This is a genomic window from Pseudomonadota bacterium (assembly GCA_022361155.1).
Lineage (GTDB): Bacteria > Myxococcota_A > Polyangia > Polyangiales > JAKSBK01 > JAKSBK01.
Window position 1 is genome coordinate 19,204 of record JAKSBK010000399.1, and the last position, 19,824, is coordinate 39,027.

16 protein-coding genes are annotated in these 19,824 nt (G+C 65.0%); 10 read left to right on the plus strand and 6 right to left on the minus strand.

The genetic code is table 11. The annotated features are described in order from the left end of the window. Window positions 1–3 precede the first annotated feature (3 nt). Window positions 4–1,656 carry a 2-hydroxyglutaryl-CoA dehydratase gene (locus MJD61_15505; protein MCG8556672.1) on the plus strand — a complete coding sequence of 551 codons (1,653 nt, stop codon included), beginning with the start codon at window positions 4–6 and terminating at the stop codon, window positions 1,654–1,656. On the opposite strand, the gene MJD61_15510 is transcribed toward MJD61_15505, so the two are convergent. The 3 genes from MJD61_15510 to MJD61_15520 all read right to left on the minus strand — a co-directional run bounded on the left by MJD61_15510 (window position 1,653) and on the right by MJD61_15520 (window position 7,449). Next, window positions 1,653–4,457 (minus strand): tetratricopeptide repeat protein, encoded by a 2,805-nt coding sequence (locus MJD61_15510; protein MCG8556673.1) that lies wholly within the window; start codon window positions 4,455–4,457, stop codon window positions 1,653–1,655. The genes MJD61_15505 and MJD61_15510 overlap by 4 nt on opposite strands. A gap of 320 nt (window positions 4,458–4,777) precedes the next feature. Further along, window positions 4,778–6,883, minus strand: a complete 2,106-nt coding sequence (locus tag MJD61_15515; GenBank protein MCG8556674.1) for a sensor domain-containing diguanylate cyclase — start codon at window positions 6,881–6,883, stop codon at window positions 4,778–4,780. Between the two features lie 281 nt (window positions 6,884–7,164). After that, complete coding sequence (locus MJD61_15520) at window positions 7,165–7,449, minus strand: septum formation initiator family protein (protein MCG8556675.1); 285 nt, start codon at window positions 7,447–7,449, stop codon at window positions 7,165–7,167. A 213-nt stretch (window positions 7,450–7,662) separates the two neighbouring features. On the opposite strand from MJD61_15520, the gene hrcA reads away from it, so the two are divergent. From hrcA to MJD61_15540, 4 genes are all read left to right on the plus strand, one after another. Further along, entirely contained in the window at window positions 7,663–8,727 is a 1,065-nt protein-coding gene (gene hrcA / locus MJD61_15525) for a heat-inducible transcriptional repressor HrcA (GenBank protein MCG8556676.1), read from the plus strand. 396 nt (window positions 8,728–9,123) lie between these two features. Continuing rightward, window positions 9,124–9,816 carry a nucleotide exchange factor GrpE gene (locus MJD61_15530; GenBank protein ID MCG8556677.1) on the plus strand — a complete coding sequence of 231 codons (693 nt, stop codon included), beginning with the start codon at window positions 9,124–9,126 and terminating at the stop codon, window positions 9,814–9,816. Then, window positions 9,813–11,648: a molecular chaperone DnaK gene (dnaK, locus tag MJD61_15535; GenBank protein ID MCG8556678.1), complete on the plus strand. Its 1,836-nt coding sequence runs from the start codon at window positions 9,813–9,815 to the stop codon at window positions 11,646–11,648. The genes MJD61_15530 and dnaK overlap by 4 nt, the downstream gene beginning before the upstream one ends. Window positions 11,649–11,664: 16 nt before the next feature. Continuing rightward, a complete protein-coding gene (locus MJD61_15540; GenBank protein MCG8556679.1) occupies window positions 11,665–12,636 on the plus strand; it encodes an anion-transporting ATPase in 972 nt (323 codons plus the stop codon). Window positions 12,637–12,825: 189 nt separating this feature from the next. On the opposite strand, the gene pssA is transcribed toward MJD61_15540, so the two are convergent. Then, entirely contained in the window at window positions 12,826–13,638 is an 813-nt protein-coding gene (gene pssA, locus MJD61_15545) for a CDP-diacylglycerol--serine O-phosphatidyltransferase (GenBank protein ID MCG8556680.1), read from the minus strand. 175 nt (window positions 13,639–13,813) lie between these two features. Here pssA and MJD61_15550 point away from each other — a divergent pair, with 175 nt between their 5' ends. Together MJD61_15550 and MJD61_15555 are read left to right on the plus strand one after the other, a co-directional pair. Next, window positions 13,814–14,152 (plus strand): PilZ domain-containing protein, encoded by a 339-nt coding sequence (locus MJD61_15550; protein MCG8556681.1) that lies wholly within the window; start codon window positions 13,814–13,816, stop codon window positions 14,150–14,152. 16 nt (window positions 14,153–14,168) lie between these two features. Then, window positions 14,169–14,744 carry an HD domain-containing protein gene (locus MJD61_15555; GenBank protein MCG8556682.1) on the plus strand — a complete coding sequence of 192 codons (576 nt, stop codon included), beginning with the start codon at window positions 14,169–14,171 and terminating at the stop codon, window positions 14,742–14,744. Window positions 14,745–14,985: 241 nt separating this feature from the next. Here MJD61_15555 and hspQ read toward each other — a convergent pair whose 3' ends face one another. Next, complete coding sequence (gene hspQ, locus MJD61_15560) at window positions 14,986–15,300, minus strand: heat shock protein HspQ (GenBank protein MCG8556683.1); 315 nt, start codon at window positions 15,298–15,300, stop codon at window positions 14,986–14,988. A gap of 704 nt (window positions 15,301–16,004) precedes the next feature. On the opposite strand from hspQ, the gene MJD61_15565 reads away from it, so the two are divergent. The 3 genes from MJD61_15565 (at window position 16,005) to MJD61_15575 (ending at window position 17,936) form a co-directional block, all read left to right on the plus strand. Next, on the plus strand, window positions 16,005–17,069 hold the full coding sequence (locus MJD61_15565) for a hypothetical protein (GenBank protein ID MCG8556684.1): 1,065 nt from the start codon (window positions 16,005–16,007) through the stop codon (window positions 17,067–17,069). A 172-nt stretch (window positions 17,070–17,241) separates the two neighbouring features. Beyond that, window positions 17,242–17,448, plus strand: a complete 207-nt coding sequence (locus MJD61_15570; protein ID MCG8556685.1) for a hypothetical protein — start codon at window positions 17,242–17,244, stop codon at window positions 17,446–17,448. Then, window positions 17,424–17,936, plus strand: a complete 513-nt coding sequence (locus MJD61_15575) for a hypothetical protein (protein MCG8556686.1) — start codon at window positions 17,424–17,426, stop codon at window positions 17,934–17,936. Before MJD61_15570 ends, MJD61_15575 begins: the two co-directional genes overlap by 25 nt. Window positions 17,937–18,072: 136 nt before the next feature. On the opposite strand, the gene MJD61_15580 is transcribed toward MJD61_15575, so the two are convergent. Beyond that, window positions 18,073–19,674: a hypothetical protein gene (locus MJD61_15580; protein MCG8556687.1), complete on the minus strand. Its 1,602-nt coding sequence runs from the start codon at window positions 19,672–19,674 to the stop codon at window positions 18,073–18,075. Window positions 19,675–19,824 lie beyond the last annotated feature (150 nt).

The following is a 19,824-nucleotide window of genomic DNA, read 5'->3' on the forward strand; positions in this document are numbered from 1 at the left end:
ATCATGACTTCACTGAACGTGATCCAGCCCGCCAACGGCCGAAGCCCAATCCAGCCCCCGCTCGGGGGTCAAAGCCCGGAGGCGTTCGATTATGCCGCGCTCGAGGCCGAGCTAAAAGCATACGAGCAGGAACAGCGCAGCCGCCTGGGGATCGTGCAGGAAAAGAAGGAGCACTGGATCGATCCCAACCCCCAGGATTTCAGCAAGGCCCAGCGCGCGCATACCACGCTGCTGATCGGTGGCTTGACCATGGCGCAGGACTACCTGCTTGCCGGCGCTCTGGCTGGTCTCGGCTACCGGGTCGTCGCCCTGCAGCTGGCCGACAACGAAGCGCTCCGTTACGGCAAGGAATTCGGCAACCGCGGTCAGTGCAACCCCACCTATTTCACCGTAGGCAATCTGATCAAGACCTTGGACAAGCTGCGCGCGGGCGGCATGACGAGCCAGGAGATCGTCGACAAGTACGTCTTCATCACCGCGGGCGCCTGCGGACCGTGCCGGTTCGGAACCTACGCCACCGAGTATCGTAAGGCACTGCGCGACGCCGGCTTCGATGGCTTCCGCGTCATGCTCTTCCAGCAGCAGGGCGGCCTCAGGCAAGGAACGGGCACCGATGCGGGCATCGACATGAACCCGAAGTTCTTCTTTGCCGTGCTGCAGGCCGTGCTCGCCGGCGATCTTCTCAACGCGTTGGGCTACCGGATTCGGCCCTATGAGGTGAACCAGGGTGAGACGCAACAGAAGCTGGAGGAGTGCAAGAAGATCCTTCACAACACGTTGAAGCAGCGCAAGAGCCTTACCCTGGGGCTGCTCAAATGCCGCCGGATTCTTTCGGCGATCAAGGTCAACAGACTGCAACCCAAACCCAAGGTCTCCATCATCGGCGAGTTCTGGGCCATGACCACGGAGGGCGACGGCAATTACAAGCTGCAGAACTTCCTGGAGTCCGAGGGTGCCGAGGTCGATATCCAGCTGGTGTCGGCCTGGCTTCTCTACAATATCTGGCAGGTACGCTACAACACCCGGCGGCGGATGACTCTCAGGGGCGAGGATGAGGGCAAGCAGGGCTTGAAGGGCAGGAGCGCGCTCAAATTGCTCGCGACGATGTACGTCGCGGAGCTGGCGTTGCGAGGCTCGTTCAAGTTCTTCGGCAGCGCGGCGGGCCTGCACAATTACGTGCTGCCGGATATGGACGAGGTCGCGACGATCTCACATCAGTTCTACGACGTCCATCTGCGCGGAGGCGAGGGCCACATGGAGGTTGGCAAGCTGATCCTGTCGGCGAAAAAGAAGAAGGCTCACATGGTGATCAGCGTGAAGCCCTTCGGGTGCATGCCTTCCTCGGGCGTGTCCGACGGGATCCAGTCGCTCATTACGGCGCGCTATCCCGAGGCGATCTTCACCGCCATCGAAACCACCGGTGATGGTGCGGTCAACGTTCAGAGCCGCGTGCAGATGGATCTGTTCAAGGCGCGCCAGGCCGCCAAGAAAGAGTACGACGAGCTGCTTCAAAAAACCGGTCTGGATCAGCCCGCAGCGGAGCGCAAGCTCGCGCGCCGTTTTCTCCAGCGCGCCATCGCCTACCCGAAGCACCTCAAGGGCGTGGCGGGGACCGGAGCGACTTTCCTGGCGCGTTGGGCGACCGCCGCGGGCTAGCGGCGGCCCTCGAGGCGCTGCTTTGCGCCCGCGCTGTCCGGTTTGAGCTTGAGCGCCGCCTGCCACGCCTGCCGGGCGCCTTGCTCGTCGTGAGTCAACGCCAGGGCGTCGCCGTGCAGGATCCAGTAGGCCGCGCGCCGCGGCCGCTTGCGCACGATCCCGATCGTGAAACGCACAGCTTCCGCGCCCTGGCCTCGCGTCAGATAGATCCGAGCCAGCCCAGCCATGGCGTGGTGGGCTTTGGGGTCCTGCTCGAGCACCTCGTGAAACGATCGCTCGGCGCCGTCGAGATCCCTGGCTCTGAGCTGCTGCTTGGCCCGCTTCATCAGGCCGGACACACTGGACACGCTTGTGCGCCCAGCCGGAGCCTTGCGCTGGCGCGTGGCGACCCGGGCAGCGGGAGGCGGGGCGGCAGGGGGTGGCCGGGCGCGAAGCTCGGTGTGCGCCTCCCCAGCGATCTCGGCGGCCGAAGCGGACGCGGGCTCACGCATCGCGGCGGGTGGTATTGCGCCACCTGCGGGACGAGGCCGCAGGGAAGGATCCGGCCCTGCAGCGGCTTTGGCCACGCGATGGGCCTCGGCAGCAGCGGCCTCGGAAAGCCCCGGCAGCTCTACCTCCGGCGGAAAAGCGGGCGGGGTTGGTCCTTGCTCCGCCGGCTGGGTCGGGTTTATCCAAAGGGCAGCCACGCCTCCCAACATCACCATTGCCAGCGCCGCAACGACCATCCAGGCATAACGCGCGTGCACGCTGGCTCCCGCTGGCTTCGCGGGCAGCGCGTGCACAGGCTTCGCCCTCGAGGTCTCCCTGGAGCCCGACGCGGCCGGCGGCCGCAAGGTAGTCTGCTCGTCGGCGCCGGGTTCCGGTTCCTGCCTTGCGTGTTGGGAGCGTTCGTTTCCGGTGGAAGTTGCCTGAGGCTCCCGGGGTCGTTGGGACGAAAGCACGGGGACGGCCACCGTGCCCGGCGGTGCGCTCGCGCCCGCCCGCTTCGCGGCAACCAGACCGGCGGGTGGCGGTGGTTCCCCGACGGCCGGAAACGCCGCCGAGCTAGGACGCTGGCTTTCCACGCTCGCAGCCGGCCGCTCGCCGTTGGACACGCTCTGCCGGAAACCCCCTGCGTCCCCAGCGCCACGCGTGCGCGAGGTACTCTGGGCCAGCTCTGCACCGCGCGAAGTCCCCTGGGCCGGCTCTGCATCGGTGGCCCGATCCGCTCCCACAGCAACCTCGGCCCCATCGCCCGCCGTTCCGGAATCCTGTGCTGGCTCGCCAGCGTGGGCCGCCCTTGAGCCGACTCGCGTTTCCGTGGTGTCCGACCAGGCCGCGCGAGGCGAGGCGCTGACCGCGGCTCGCGGCAGCTGCACGCCTTGCCCCGCCACACCAGCGGGCAGCACCGAGATCTTGATGGGTCTGGGCTCGGCCTCGCCCGCGCTCACCGCGTCGTCGACGGGCAGCATGAGATTCGCGGACTCGGGCATGGCTCGCTGTTCCACACGCACGCGGCCCGACGCGATCGCCAGCAGCACAGACAAGGCGTTGGCGCCTTCGAAGGTCGTTCGCTGCGCGTCCTGAAGCTCGGCACGCGCGCCTACCACGAGACGCTCGGCGAGATCGAGCTCGAGCGTCACGCGCCGGTTGGCTATGGTCACATGCAGCGTTCGACCGCTGCCCACCAGCGCCCTCAGCAAGCGCCCGGGACCCACCAGCTCGAGCCTCGTATCGAAACCATCGCGACCGCGCGCAAAACTGCGCAGGCTTTCGTCAACCTCGACGATCGGCGCGATCTGCGCAGCCAGCCTGCCGACTGCGCGCCCCGAAACCGAGCTCGGCCACAGCTCTTCCCAGTCCGCGATGAGAACCGACGCCCAGCGCAGCCGTACGTCGGCGCGCAGCTTGCTGATAACCTTGAACCCCTCACGCTCGAAGCCGGCCTTGTCCAACACCACCACGAGTGGGTCGAGACCACGAACCCGGGTCAGCGCGCTGCCGTGTCCGTCGGTAACGGCCACCACGGCTTGCTCCCTGCGCAGGGCCTGCGCGAGGGCGTCTGTCGCTGCCGGATCGTTGCTCACGAGCAGCACGCGCAGGCCAGCCAGCACGGCTGCGTCAGCAGCAGCCGACTGGCCGCTGGCGTCCAGGACGCGGAGACGAGCGCTCAGCTCCTCCTGGAACTCGTACTCAAGCGGTTCCGCGCTTTCGACCAAGGGCCTGAGCCGCACCACGAAATCCTCGATGGCCTCGCTCACGGGGCGTCCTCCGGTGAGCACCAAACGCAGGGCCTGTGCCTTTACACAGGGATCTTGGGGATGGACCGATAGAATGCCGCTGCGAAGCGCGCCCGAGAGCGCGCCGATCAGCTCATCCAGGGTCGTTTCGACCAGCGGCCCGTGCATCCGGCCCGAACGATCGGGCAGCTCCCCCAACAGCTCGCTGATCTGCTGCGCCAGGGCGTCGGCGCTCGCCTGTCGCTGCAGGACCGCAACCGCGCCGTGTCGAAACGCCGTGAGGTCGCTCGCCAGACTCGCATCGTTCGCCAACAGCGCCACCGGAATCACCGCAGTCTGCACGTCGCCCGAAAGCGAGCGGAGCACTTGTGTGGCACCCCGACCCGAGGCCTGACCCACGAGCAGGACCAGGTCAGGCGCAAGCTCGTGCACAAGTTCGGGCGCGTGCTGCCCCGAGCAGGTCGCTACATGAAAGCTGCGACGTCGCAGGCCTTGGCACAGCGCCTCGACCATGGGCTCTCCGTCTCCGGCCAACAGGATCGTGCAAGCGTTGCGCGCGCGCGCGGTCTGCGCTGTAGCCATATTTCCCTGTGACTCCACCTACTTGCCCCCGGAGCCGTTCCTAATAATGCGACCTTCTTGGTCCGGACACAACCAGCTGACCGATCCCGCCACCGAATGCGCCGGCACATACCCAACCCCGCAAGCCGCCATGGCGCCCCATTCTTGGTGCGTCGCCGCGGACACCAGGGCCAGCGCGCACGGAGGAAGCGCTGGTTCCCGTTCACAATGGATGCCAGAGCGAGCGCGCCCGGAGAAAAAGCCGCAGGAATAGCGCCGCTACTTTGAGGACTTGTTCGAGGACGCAAGCCTCCTATGGCGTCGTTGTGGACAGGAGCTAGCTAGCTGGCGCGGGCCGCTCTGACCTGATTGCGCCCCCCATTCTTGGCGCTGTACAGGGCTCGGTCCGCCTGCTCGAACAAGCTGGTCTGGTCCGAGGCGTCCTCGGGATACGTGGCCACGCCCAGCGAGCAGGTAACCCGCACCTTGCCCAATTCGGTTTGGATGACGGTGGCTTCAAGCGTCTCGCGCACCCGCTCGGCCAGCTGGAGCGCCCCTTCGGTGTCGGTCTCCTCGCACAGAAGGCAAAACTCCTCACCACCGAACCGCGCCACTACATCGGTCTCGCGCTTCAAATCCTTGAGCACCACGGCGAGCTGCCTGATGACGTGGTCGCCTGCTGCGTGACCGTACGTGTCGTTGACGCTCTTGAAGTGATCGATATCGGTGATGACGAGCGAGAGTCGACGGCCGAAGCGCTGTGCACTCTTGAGTTTCTTGTCGAACTCCTCGAGGAACGCTCGCTTGTTGTAGCAGCCGGTGAGGCCGTCGGTCGTTGCCAGCTCCTCGAGTCGCCGCACCGAAGCGGCGTTCGCGAGCGCGACGGCCAACTGGTTGGCCAGGGCCTGCAGGGTGAAGCGCGTTCCGTCCGAGAAGGCGTCCTTGCGGCGTGCGGCCAGCGCCAGCGTACCATTGGCCTGCTCGCGCACGATCAGCGGCAAGATCAGCACAGACCGCATGTGCTTGAGGTTGGCCTTGCGAGTGTAGACTGTCTGTTGCTGGTGATCGTACTCGCCGCGGTAGGGTAGATAATGGCGGTTCTTCACGGCCATGGCGGTGAGGGAGGCGTTATCCCTGAAGCTCAGATGCTCGAGGGCGCGAGCCCCTTCGCCCACCGCTCGCCGCACGGTGTGCCTGCGGGCCTTGGGGTCGTAGTGCGTGATCGCAGCGAAGTCGAAAGCCACCACGTCGGTGGCGGCCTCGAGCGCGGCGCTCCACACGTCGTCCGCGTTCAGCGCAGCACCCAGCGCCCGCGAAGCCTTGTGAAGAACGGTCTGCTCGTGCTTGGAACGCAGCAGCTGCACGAACACGCGTTCGTTCTCCAGCGCCCGCAGCGCATGGCCGGCCGCCTGCGCGAGCACCTGCTCCTCGTGCGCCTCGAATGGGCGATCAGCAAGCCGGTCCGCGCACAGCGCACCGCATACCTCGGAGCTTTCCCTGACCGGCACCGCGACGAAGGCGCGCACTGGCGCAGGCCCGCGGTAATAGCAGACGCCCTCGTAGCCGGGCCTGAGGTGCTCCAAGTTGGTCAGCTGACCTCTGCTGGCCGCGGCTCCGACAGCACCCTCACCGCAAGGGAACGGGCCCTCCGCCAGGTCGTCGCTGTCGGAGGCTGCCTCGGCGATGCGCAGCCGGGCCCCTGAGTCGTCCTTGAGCAGTAGCACGCACGTGTGCAGATCCAGTGTCTGCTTCAGCATTGCAAGCGTGTAATGCAGAAACTGGTGCACTTGATCGACGCTGGAACGAAACAAGCGTTCATCATCTCGGGCACTCTGGCTCGAGGCGCCGACCAGGCGGAACAGGCGAGCGTCCGCTTCGAGCTTGCGTTTGTGCTGGATCTGGTTGTTCCTGTACCTCAGCCGCATCCGGCCGAGCTCGGCACGCAACACGAGGAGATTGAGCGAGCCAAAGACCACAAGAAAGACCGCATGCAGCGCGAAGCCGTGGAGGTCTTGTCGCTGCTCGGCGAAGAAATAGAGACCGGCTTCGAAGAGCAGCGCGCTCAGCACCAACAACCGCCCCGAGCGTGGGCTCGACAACGACGTCAACAACGCGATCAGGATGTAGCCGGCTGGATGGGCGCGGCTCGTCAGTCCGCCTGCCACCTGCAGAACGGCGTGAAACGCGCCAAGCAGCAGCAGTCCGAGCTCGACGTTGAACCAGTCCTTGTTTCGAGCCTGATCGCCGCTCACACGTGCACCGGCCCGGCTGAAAAACACGGTCGTCCACACGAGCCCCACGATGACGTGTCCTGGTCCCAACTCCTCGGGCGACACCAGGAAGACCCCGAGCAGATCCAGGACCGCCAAAGCGAGCGCGCACGCGTAGCCCACGCCGGCTCGTGCGGTCTTGCGCAGTGCCAGGGCGGTATGAACGAGCGTGGTCATCGCTGATGGGGTTTGGCGGCACCTGCGGTGCCTCGACTGTGGATCGGCCGCCCTCGCAGCCACCTCGGGCCTTGCGGTTCCCTATCGACCATGCGGTTCCCTATCGACCATGCGGTTTCCGATCGACCATGCGGTTTCCGATCGACAGGGCGCATCGAGGTTGGTGACCGCTGCGGGCAGACCACCCAGCCTTGTATGCGTTTAGCGGATGAACCGACAAATGGTCAAGAAATCCACCATCGCGCCATGCGCCGAGCGCTGCCAGTAGCGTTTGCCGGGGACTAGTGAGAGAATTGAAACACTATCTCGTTTCTGCGGATCATACCGAGCTCGTCGCGCGCGATTCGCTCGATAGCGACGGGATCGTGCTTCAGCCCTTCCACGAGCCGCTGCAGGTCTACCAGCTCACGACGCGCGCGCTGGTTGGCACGCTTGACCTGCTGCAACTCTGCACGCAAGGCCCGATAACGAGGCAGCCCCTGCTCGTCCAACATGCGCAAGGGTACTGCCACGGCAGCAAAGACCAGTACTGAAAACGGTAGCAGCCAACCAAACGTATTGCGCATCGGATGTCCTGGACGCAATAGCATGCGCCAAAGCTCGGCTTTTGGCCAAGTTCTGGCAAGACGGTGGCTGGTGGCGCGACGCGGCCAAGCTTGACACGCGCGTGCGCACCACGCAGGGTGCTGCCATGCTTGGGGTATAACTCATCTATTTCGCCGGTTCTGACTTCGCCGGTTCTGACCATCGCTGGCTATGCCCTAGACCCCATCTTCCGCATGCAAGACGTCGGTGAGCTCAACGATCGCGCTCGAAGAATCCTGGTCGCTGTGGTCAAGGAATACATCGCCACGGCCGAGCCCGTAGGGTCTCGCGCGGTTTCACGGCGCTACGAGAGAACGCTTTCCGCAGCAACCATCCGCAGTGTCCTGGCAGACCTCGATGAGCTGGGATACGTGACTCAGCCGCACACCAGCGCGGGTCGCGTCCCGCTCGAGCGCGGATTCCGGCTTTTTGTCGACGCGTTGGTCCAGCTCCAGCAGGTCAGTGATCTGGAGCGAAACACCATCGAACAAAGCGTTGTTCAGCTGCGCTCTGGAGGCCCAGACGCGATGCGAGCCATCGGCCAGGCGCTGTCAGAGCTCGCGGGTGCGGCCGCCCTCGTGCTGCCCCCCGGCCCGGAACAGGAGCCCTTGGCCCAGCTGCGTTTCGTGGTTTTGCAGGGCCGCCAGGTACTCGCTGTAATCGTGACGACGTCGGGCACCATCGAAAACCGAATCCTGGAGATCGAGGCTCAACTCAGCCTCGACGAAACCGAGCGAATCCATAACTACATGGAGCAATGGTTGGATGGGCGCACCCTGAAGGAGCTGCGGGACGCGGTCGCGCAGGCGGCCCTCGGTGAGTGTGGCCGAGTGCGTGCCCTGAGTCGACGCGTTGCCGAGCTGCTCACGAGGACGCTTGATTGCGGCCGGCGATCCGAGAGCCTGCTCGTGGAAGGCGAGGCTGCGCTTTTCGAGCAGCCCGAGTTCGCGGAGGTCGAGCAGGTGTGCGATGTGCTGAATGCACTCAAGGACCGGGAGCGACTGCTCGAGCTTCTGGATCGCACCCTGGCCGCCGAGAAAGTTCAGGTGTGGATCGGTTCCGAGCTTCCCTTCGAAAACCAGCACGTGGCCCTGAGCGCGATCACGGCTGGCTACGGTCAACCCGGGCGACCGGCCGGCAGCGTGGCGCTTCTCGGGCCGGCACGCATGGACTACGGGCGACTCATGCCCCTGGTCAAATTCACAGCCGAAGCCATGGGGGTCTTGCTGACCGAGCGGAAACCACGGGGGTCATGCTGACCAGCCAGCAAGCGCCCCCCTTACGTGCTAGCGCGGCCGCGGGTTCAGGGCCGGCTCTGCGATAGGTCGCGGCCGCAGCTCGCGCATCCATGCGCAGCCACACCCCTCAAGTGGTTGGGAAGCCGGCCGATTGTAGCGGAGCAACGTCTTGGCCCGCATCGGTCACCAACGTCGAGCCGCCTTGTCGGTCGAGAACCGCCAGGCCCGAGGTGGCTAGCCCATGTTGGATGGACTAGCCCCGGTGGATTTGGGTATGCGGGTCGGTTCGCCACGGCGGTTGTCCGCGGCGTTGCGGCTGGTTATCTTGGGCCGGACCAGCAACTCGCGGCGCATGTGGGGTCTCATCGTACCCCAGCCGGGCCAGTGCGCCGCTTAGCCAAAGGACGGCGTGAATCGGTGGACCAAAGCGAAAGTCAGTCAGGTTCCTCAGACAACGGCATGGGCGCCTCGGAATCTGCCCCGGAGCAACCCGAAGCGGGGCCCCCTGCCAGCCAGCCCGCTTCGGGCGAGCCAGAAACGCAGGATACGGCATCCGGGGCCGGTGAACCCCAAGGCGGACACGAGCCGGCCGAGCCGGATCCGGGTCCCCTGGTCGAGCTGGCGGCTGAGCACCGGCGCCTAAAGGACCAGCTACTGCGAACCGCAGCCGACTTCGACAACTTCCGCAAGCGCTCGCGGCGCGACGTCGAGGACGCGCGGATACGCGGCGCCGAAGACGCCATCCGCGAGTTCCTGCCCGTGGTAGACAACCTCGAGCGGGCGATCGCCGCAGGCAAGGACGCGGTCGAGGCGAAGGCCATTCTGGAGGGCGTTCAGATGGTGCTCAAGCTGTTCGAGGATGCCAGCCAGCGGATGGGACTCAGGCGTATTGAAGCCGTCGGCTCAGCCTTCGATCCAACCCGGCACGAGGCGATCCAGCAGCTCGAAAGCGCAGAGCACGAACCGGGGAGCATCATCACTCAGGTTGCGCCCGGTTATCTCTTCGGGGAGCGGCTGCTGCGAGCCGCCATGGTCGTGGTGGCGCGCAGGCCCAGTTCGGCGACCCCTGCAGGCAGCGAGGAAGAAGGAGAGCAGAACGACCCATCATGAGCAAAGTCATCGGCATCGATCTGGGAACCACCAACAGCTGTGTCGCCGTGATCGACAACGGAGAGCCCGTCGTGATTCCCAACTCCGAGGGCAGCCGCACCACGGCCTCTGTCGTTGGCTTTACCCAGGGCGGCGAGCGGCGCGTGGGGCAGATCGCAAAACGGCAGGCGGTCACGAACCCCGAATGCACGGTGTACAGCGTCAAGCGCCTGATGGGACGCAAGTTCGACAGCGAGGAAGCAAAGCGGCACGCGGCCCACGTCCCCTACCAGGTCGTTGCCGGCGACAACGCCGATGCCGCGGTGCTGGTCCATGGCAAGCAGCACTCTCCGCCCGAAGTTTCGGCGATGATCTTGCGTGCGATGCGTGAAGTTGCCGAAGACTACCTGGGCCATGGCGTGAGCGAAGCCGTGATCACGGTTCCGGCCTACTTCGACGATGCCCAGCGACAGGCAACCAAGGCCGCGGGGCGCATCGCGGGATTGAAAGTCAAGCGCATTATCAACGAACCGACTGCTGCCTCGCTCGCCTACGGTCTGGAGCACAAAGGGGCCCAGCGCATCGTGGTATACGATCTGGGAGGTGGTACGTTCGACGTTTCCGTGCTCGAGATCTCGGCGGGCGTGTTCAACGTGCGCTCGACCTGCGGCGACACGCTGCTCGGAGGTGAGGACTTCGACCAACGCGTGATCGAGTACCTCGCGCAGGGCTTCGAGAAGGACACGGGCATCTCCTTGCTCTCTGACCGGATCGCGTTGCAGCGTCTGAAGGAGCAGGCCGAGCGTGCCCGGCATGAGCTTTCGAGCTCGCTCGAAACCGAGATCAACCTCCCGTTCATCGCTGCCGATCGGTCGGGTCCCAAACACCTCGTGCGCACGCTCAAGCGAGCGGAGCTGGAGCTGATGGTGGACGACCTGGTGGAGCGCACGCTCAAGCCCTGCCAGCAGGCGCTCGACGATGGGTGCCTGAGCAAGGACGAGATCGATGCCATCATTCTCGTGGGTGGGATGACGCGCATGCCCCTCGTGCAGAGACGCGTCCAGGATTTTTTCGGCAGGACGCCCAGCAAGGACGTGAGCCCCGACGAGGTGGTGGCAGTCGGTGCGGCCTTGCAGGGAGCAGCGTTGGGCGGCCAGATGGACGAAGTGCTCCTGCTCGATGTAACGCCGCTTTCGATCGGTGTGGAAACGGGCGGTGGCGTGTTCCACAAGCTCATTCCACGTAACACCACCGTACCCACCCGAAAGGGTGAGATCTTCACGACGAGCCTCGACAACCAGGCCTTCGTCCCCGTGCACGTTTTGCAGGGCGAACGCAACATGGCAGCCGATAACACCACGCTCGCCAAATTCGAGCTGGCGCCCATCCCTCCGGCTCCTCGTGGAGTGCCGCAGATCCAGGTGAGCTTCGACGTGGATGCCAACGGCATCGTTCACGTATCTGCGAAGGACCTGGGCACGGGACGCGAGCAGTCGATCCGCGTCACCTCGGCGAGCGGGCTGTCGGAGGCCAAGATCCAGCGCCTGATCGACGAGGCCGAAAGCTACCGGCAAAGCGACGCCAAGCGCCGGGAGCTCGCCGAGCTGCGCAACAGCGCGGAAGCCCTACTCTACAGCAGCGAAAACGCGGTACGGGAGTGCGGTGACCTCGTTCCCGCCGATGTCATCCAGGCTGCGCAGGCAGACATCGAGATGCTGCGCGAGCACCTCGACGCGAACGCCGATGCGATCGCCATCCGCGAAGGGTTGCAACAGCTGGAGATCAGCGCCTACGCAATCGCCGACGCGATGTACGGCGCCGACAGCGAAGAAGAGGCCGCCACTACGGAGTGATGGCATAGTTGGACCCATGGCGGACCCCCTGCATGCCCGGTTCGTCGTGGTCATCGGCAAGGGGGGTGTCGGTAAGACCACGGTCAGCGCCTGCCTGGCCCTACGCGCTGCGCGGGCCGGCAAGCGCGTGCTGGTCGCCATGTGCAACGTGCGCGAACGGCTGAGCTACGCGCTTGAAGTGGAACCGATCGGTGCCAGCAACCAGACCGTGCTGCCGGGGATCGAAGCTGTCAACATGACACCGGACAAGGCGCTCGAGGAGTACGGCTTGATGGTGCTCAAGCTGCGGTCGCTATACAAGCTGATCTTCGAAAACCGCCTGGTCACAGGCTTTCTACGGGCCACGCCTGGCCTCGATGCCTGGGCCATGCTCGGCAAAGCACAGTATCACGTCGCTGAGACCGACCACACAGGACGCCGCCGCTACGACACGGTGATTCTCGACGCGCCAGCCACAGGGCACGGCGTGGACATGCTGCGCGTACCGCGCGTCATCCTAGAGGTGGCCTCACCGGGTCTGCTGCGCACCGAAGCAGAACGCGCCTGGGCTCTGCTGTCGGATCCCAAGCAGGCCGCGCTGTGTCTCGTCACCCTGCCTGAAGACATGCCCACCAACGAGGCCCTCGAGCTCGACCAGCGGGTGCGAACCGACCTCGGCCTCGGCACGTCGTGTGTCGTGATCAACCGTGTACTACCGCCACTGTTCAGTCCCGAACAACGCGATTTCGTGCTTGGCGCCATGAGCTCGCTCGACGCCGACTCGCCCCTTGCTGGTATTGCACGCGCGAGCCGAACACGTGCGCGTTGGGAACTGCTGCAGCAACGCTGCATCGCCCAACTGAGTGCAATTCCTGCCCCCCGCATCGAGCTACCCAACCTGTTTGTGCCGGAGGTGCGACGCCCTGCGCTGATGCGCCTGGCCGAGCTCTTCGATCCGCCCGCGCCTGGCCCCGCGGATGCGGCCGCTCCTGGATCCATGGCCTGCTGACCTGGGCGTCCGGTCAAACCGAGCGCGGGCCCTCGGGCTCCGCCGCAAAAAACTTGCCCACTTCGCAGGTCCCAAACGCCGCTGGCTGTGTTGCACCTCCTCGAAGTATCCCCGACATTCCTCGTCGTTGCGCCTTGCCAGCGGCACCTGGCCCTCTGCGATCTGCACAAGTTATCTTGTGGCGGAGCCTTACGACGGCGTTGTCAGCTCTTCTTCCTCCTCGGCAGCACGAGCTAGCTCGCGCCGCTGAAGTCCGCGCCGAGTCAGGGAGTACACGAATTCGGCGATGCCGATGCCGACGTAGCATGTGAGCAACCACACCAGAGCGAACGCGACGTGAAAGCGCAGAGCGAGCCACGCGCTGCTGCCCATGGCTGCGATGACGGTCAGCACCGTACCCCACGACAGGTGCAGATCCTTGAAGGAGCGAAAACGGACGGTGCTCACCATCAGAAAACACAAGACCAGGACCAGGCACAGGACAGGAATCGGCGAACCGGGAAGGTGGCCCGACACGGCATGGTTGGCACCGACGAGCGAAACCAGAATGCCGGCGGCACCGGGGATGGGTAGACCCACGACGTACTTGGGCGGCACCCTCTTGGTTCGGTGCCGCTCCTGCCGCATGCTCATGACGTTGAAGCGAGCCAAGCGAATTGCACCGGCCGCGACGAAGAGGAAGGATGCTCCGATGCCCAGCGACCCCAGGGAATGCAGAGACCATCTGTAGACCACCAGGCCCGGCGCCAGGCCAAAGGACAGCACGTCAGCCAGCGAGTCCATCTGCGTGCCGAAGGCACTCTGTGTGTGCGTCAAGCGGGCTACGCGACCGTCGATCATGTCGAACAAGATCGCGTAGACGATCAAAAGACAAGCCCGATACAGATCGTCTTCCGTTTCCGCGAGCGAGCACAAGACCACGGCATAGAAGCCGCAAAAGATGCCCGACAAGGTGAACAGGTTCGGCAAAATGAACAGGCTTTTTCGCAAATCAAAACGCAAAAAACCCGTATCCTTCCCACCAGGACGGGGCCGTGGTGAGCTACCAGCCTACGGAATCCCACTTGCGGTGTCCAGGCGCGCAACCTCTCACGATAGCTTGACTCGAATCGTAGCGGAAGCTACATCCTCGACCAACTTTTCCGGGAGCATGGTACGGTTCCGGGAGCATGGTACGGTGTCCCGTCCCAAGCGGCGCAGCCACACTCGTTATGCTTGCAGTCTCCCCGTCCAGATCGATGCTGGCGAGCAAACCCTGCGGGGCGTGCTGCTGAACGTGAGCCTTGGAGGTGCATTCGTCGACGTGGTTGAGAAACCCGCATTCGGAAGCGAAGTGCTCTTGCGCGTCAAGCTTCCCGCCCTGCGCGAGGATGCCTTGCTGCCCGCGTTCGTCAGGTGGCGCAAGGAAACTGGAATCGGGGTCCAGTTTCACAGCCTGCGCGCGCGTGCCGTCTGGGCGCTCAATCGGTTGTGCAGGCAGCTCGAGCCCGTTGATCCCCAAGCACCCGGCACATAGCAACTAAGGCGTGCGAATGAGCTTGACGCGACAACAAGCATGGGAATTGCTCACCACGTGGACTGAAACGACCGCGTTGCGCAAGCATGCCCGTGCGGTCGAGATCGTCATGCGCGCCGCGGCCGTGCGCTACGGCGAGGGCGACCAGGAGCGCTGGGGCATGGCTGGCATGCTTCATGATGCCGACTACGAGAAGTGGCCTCAATCCCACCCGCAGCGGATCGTGCGCTGGCTCGAAGAGCGCAACGAGCCCGAAGTGGCCTACGCGATCTCCGGTCACTTTACCAAGTGGGGCGTGCCGGCAAGAAGCCAGCTGGATAGGGCCCTCGTGGCGTGCGACGAGCTGACGGGCTTCGTGGTTGCTTGCTGTCTCGTTCGTCCCGACGGTGTGCATACGCTGACCGCCAAGAGCGTCAAAAAGAAGCTCAAGGACAAGGCGTTCGCGGCGAAGGTCGACCGCGGCGAGGTGCGAGCCGGCGCCGAGGCTCTTGGCGTAGATCTCACGGATCACGTCAGCTTCGTTATCGAGGCCCTCAAGCCGCACGCCGAGGAGCTGGGTATTTCAGGCAAGCGAACGCAGCGCCCCGCCTGAAGGTTCGTCCAACCACAGCCGGTCGAACGTGCTCGACTCGAGACTAGCACCGCTTGCCAGGGATCATGATGGATTCCCGCCGGCTCTGACGGCCGCCGGCGGTGTTGCACCTCCTCGAATATGCGCTGCACAGCATCGAAATGAACCGCAGTCATCGCCGGTGCGCCTTGCCCGCCTTGCCCGCCTTGCCAGCGACCGCCAGCCCCCGACGCCAATCGATCACAATCCCTGGCAAGCGGTACTAGTTCATGTCGCGTTCGCGCAGGTAGTAGCCCCCGCGCATCGCGTCGAAGAACTCGCGAAGGGCAGGATGCTGGACCGGTTCGCCGCTCGGGTCCGGTTCCAGGTTGCGTTCCGCCACGTAGGTCTGGTGGTCAGCGTCGTGGACGAGCACACTGTACCATGGACGGTCCTTGGGAGGCCTCGAACGCGCCATGCGTTCGTACCACTGCTCGCTTAGGGCAAATTGCGAGTCAATGTCTACGATCACGCCCCTATAGCCAAAGAGCTTGTGCTGAACGAGCTGACCGATCGTGAACTTCGGGGCTTTAGCCATAGCCGAGCGTATCGCGGTGAGCGGTCGCTGGCCAGAGGCACAAACAGATGCCGTTCGGCTCGGGGCCCTGTACCCCTCAGCTTGCCCGGGTGAGGCGGAGATCCTACAACGGCATTTGGGGTTTTAGGGGCCGCGTCCTTGCGTGCTTGACACATATACTGGAAAAAGTGAGCGAATTCGTATTGGGCATGTTCAGAGCTCCGCGCTGTCCGGGCGCATGGGTGCGCTGGCAGGAAGGGGCCTGTGATCCGACTGCGATCCGATAGGCGATGGTAGGTTACAGCGTGAGCCCTATGGCCCAAGCCCCACTCAGAGCCAAGCGGAGACGAAGCGGTGGCACACGGCGACCCAGCAGCATGCCACTGCGATCCGCGGCCGGGCCTGAGGAGCCCACACGGATCGAGCTCTCGGGGGACGCGAGGCGCAGCGGCAGGCAGCCGAGACCGCTGCGCCGGTCGCCCAGCCCACAGGCGCCTCGACCTGCCTCAGTCGCGGTCTCCGCCCGCTCGCGAGCGCACAAGGCGCCTGGATCACGACCGCAGGCGGCCTTTTCCCAGGCCTCGAGGGAGCATCTTCAGGTTGCCCCCGTCGATTCCGAGGCCCTCGAAATCCTGGGGCCCCCCGCCGCCGCTCGACCAGGCACGGCATCGCCCCGGCACGCTGAAAAATCCTACGATTCCGAGCGTCCTCGAGCTCTCGGTCCGGTGCTGAAGGCACTCGCTGGTCGGAAGGACAGCGGACTCGACATCGTGGAAGAGGGCTTTTTCGCCGGCGATTCGGAACGCGCCGACTGGGACGCGAGCGCACTGGCATCGCGACGCGCCATGTTCGCTACGTTTGCGATCGCGGCCACGTTCCTGGTCGGGCTCGTCACGATGCACATCTACTACCACGTGCTGATGCCCGAGCCGGTAGAGCTCGGTGGCGAGCTTCGCCACTACGAGCTGCCGGAACCGATTCTGGCCCCTTCCGTACTCGAGGGACGTGGTGCCGCTCGTGTGCTGCCCGCCGAAATCATCGGTGGCCGCGTCGCACAGCCCGCACCGAATCGCATCACCGCTCGCGGCCAGTCCGTGTCCACCACCCCGCTTGCGCGGACCCAGGTCGCACGGCGGGGTATGTCCAAGCCAGCAGGGGACGCTGCTGCACCCGCTCAGCGCCCAACGAATCGAGGACGGCCCGCCCACAGCGCCGCGGTTCGGCAGCGCCTCGCTGCGCCGCCGCAGCCGGTCACCACTGCAGCGCACGTGGCCGATGCACGCCGTAGTGCTGAAGCACGCGCTGCTCGTCTCGAACCGCAGGTCGATACCGAACCGCAGGTCGATACCGAACCGCAAGCGCATGCCGAAGCTGAACCGGTTTCTGCGGTCAGGCCCACCGGACCGCACTCGGCCCACAAGCTTGCGTTGCCCTCGGCCGAACGCGAAGCCTACCAGCGCGCGCTGGCGGACGGAGATCGGTTGTATCGGGCTGCCAAGCGCAAGCAGGCGGTGCGAGCGTACGAGCGGGCGCTCGATCTCAATCCGGTTGGAACCGAGGCGCTTTCGAGGCTGGCGCTACACTTGCTGAACACCGGAGACAACGCCAAGGCTTCGGCATTGGCGCAGCGGGCCGTAGCCTCCGATCCGAGCAACTCCGAGGGCTGGATCGTGCTCGGCGCTGCGCGCGATGCCCTGCGCGATCGCGCCGGCGCCCGCTTGGCCTATCGCCGCTGCGCAACCGAGGGCAAGGGCACGTACGTGCGCGAGTGCCGTCGCCTGTTGCACTAGGGACCAAGAACCAGGGAGTATCGAGGGAATGCTCGCTTGACCCCCGACAGGGGGCCCGTTAGAGTCGCGCCCCATGTTGGCCTCAGCGCTGCAAGCGGGACACCCAGCTGATGCGCATGAGGGGGCCGCTGCTTGGCTGAAAAAAGACGCTACACTGCTGGAGACAAGACGCATGCGGAGCCTCATACGAACCCTCGCGCTTACCGTGGCCCTGTCCTCGATGCTGACAGGCTGTTTTTACGCTGGCATCGCGGCCTCGGGCGATGCGGCCATCGTGGCCCGCAACGACGCGTTCCTGTTTGGAGCGCTGCGCAAGGTCTACGTGTGCAAGATCACGTCGGGAGGCCTCACGCAGTGCTCCGAAGCCGAGTCGCCCTGACGCTGGCGTGCGCGGCCAGTGCGACGCTGGCCCGAGCCCAGCCGCTTCCCGAGCAGCTGCGCTACGACGGTCTCGCCCTGGACCTGCAGCCGGAATTCGGCGTGACGCTGCTCGCCGGCGGGCGGTCGGAGCGTTCAAAGTGGCTGGGGCGCCTGCGTGCGGGAATGCTGGTTGCGCGAGATCCCATTTTCGTGGCCACGGGAGCGATCGTCGAGGTGGGTGGCCTCGCGCAGCGCGCGTTGGGCGTGGCGTCGGAGCTGACCCACCTGAACGGACTCTGGGGCCGCGTGGCGGCCGTGCGCGGACGGCGCGCGCAGTTTGGGCTGCAGCTCGCTTGGGGATGGTCCTGGTTTGGCCTCGAATGGCAGCGACGTTTTGGACAGCCGGCCAATGCGCTGCTGTTTGTCGTTCGGGCCCCGCTGGGAATCGTACGGTTCATCTACGGTTGGCAACGCCGCCATGCGGCCAACCTGCCGGCGACCTCTTAGGCTTAGGCGTCGGGCGATCGATGGGAGTTCCGGCCAGGGCAGGGGCAAAGAAACGGCCGGCCTCGGAGGGGCCTTCCTCCCGAACCGGGCCCCTTCAAGGGGCCCTCCTGGACCCACGCCCTATGGGAATGGAGCTTCAGTTTGACCCGACGCCGTAGGACCCGTAGGTCCCCGAAATGTTGCCCGCGGGTACGGCGCCAGGAACCGGTTCCCCGGGACGCACGACCTTGAACACGCTCCAAAAACTCCCGCTGTAGACCGGCTGCAGCAGAGGCGTTTGTGGTAGCTGTCCGGGCCCGCCGCGCGCCAGTACATAGTCGTACCAGCGCAACTCCAGGAACGGATTGACGGCCACGGGATTGTACATGAAGTTCCAGCTGGGGGAGGGCGCTCCCAGCTCGCTGCGCAGGCGTACGGGCCACCAGGGCAGGTCGGCGAACGAATACAGCACGGCCCCGCCGCGGCTGGCCTGGCAAAGGGCACCATAGTGCAGGAAGGCCGCCCACCGCACCGTGCTCGACCGGTGGTGAAAGATCAGCGACGCCACGCGCTGGCCCATTGGAATGCTTGAGATGGCCTCGCGGAAGTCACCGACTTCGTTTTTCTCGAACGCTCGGAACTCTTTGGTCAAGTTGTTGGCACCGACCACGATGAGCCCGCCGAGAATCCCTGCGGTCGCGGACCGGCACCAGCGCGGCACATCAGGCAACACCAGCGGGGCGACAAAGGCCGCCAAGACCAAGAAGCGCGCGTGCACCGGCCAAGCCAGATTGCATGCGGTCCGCGGCATCACGAAGTACAGGGCCAGCAGCAGAGGAAAACCGAGGGCCAGCTTGAGTCGTCGTGGACTCGCCCGAGTATTGCCGAAGTGCAGCCCGACGATCAGGACCAGCAGCCACCAAAGCACCCACACTACGAGCAGCTGCTCGTCGAGCGACGAGTGCAGAATGTCGGTGAGCCAATGTGGAATCGAGGCGAGCAGCAGCGACGTCTCATCGTAGACCGGGCAGTGAGCCTGCTCCTCGCCAAACAGACCGGCGCTGAGCAACGAGGAACCTGCAGTGCCGAAGAGTGCGAGCAGAAGCGACGGTAGCAAGGGCAGAGCCCGGCGGGCGATTTGCACGAGATCACGCGAGACAAAGACCACTCCAGCGCCCAGTATCAGCACACCGTAGGGCACCAAATGGGTGTACAGGCAGACAACAGACACGACACCCAAAAGCACGGCGTGTCCGCGATGAAACTCGCTCGACAGCCGAACGCTGAGCGCAAGGCCCCACAGCATCAGGGGCACTGCCATCACGAAGCTCAAGAAACCCAAGCCAAGCTGCGAGTTGTACGTCAGCGGAAGCACGAACAGCGCGTAGATCCGAGGTGCCGCCAGCGAGGACAGCAGGGAACGCATCGCGTAGGAACTGGCCGCGATCCCTGCACTGAGCAGCAGCTTGCAGGCAGTTAGCGGGCCGACCAGCCACGTGAGAAGAGCGCCTGCCAGGGGTGGAACCAGGTATTGCGTAGCCAGATTCGGCTCGAAGTAGCGCGAAAAGCCAAACGACGGGTCGCTGTAGGAAGCCAGTACCCTCGCCGTGGCCACGTGCTGCGGAAAGTCCTGAAGGGGAGGATAGGCAATCACCCACAGCGGAACCACCATGGTGAGCGACAGAACGAGCCAGCCGGCCTCCGCGAGCCACTTGCGGGTGAGCGGGGCTTGCATGACCTTCCGCGTGAGTTCCAGCACCAAGACGCTCCTAGTACCGCTTGCCAGGGATTATGATGGATTCCCGCCGGCTCTGACGGCCGCTGGCGGTGTTGCACCTCCTCGAATATGCGCTGCACAGCATCGAAATGAACCGCAGTCATCGTCGGTGCGCCTTGCCAGCGACCGACA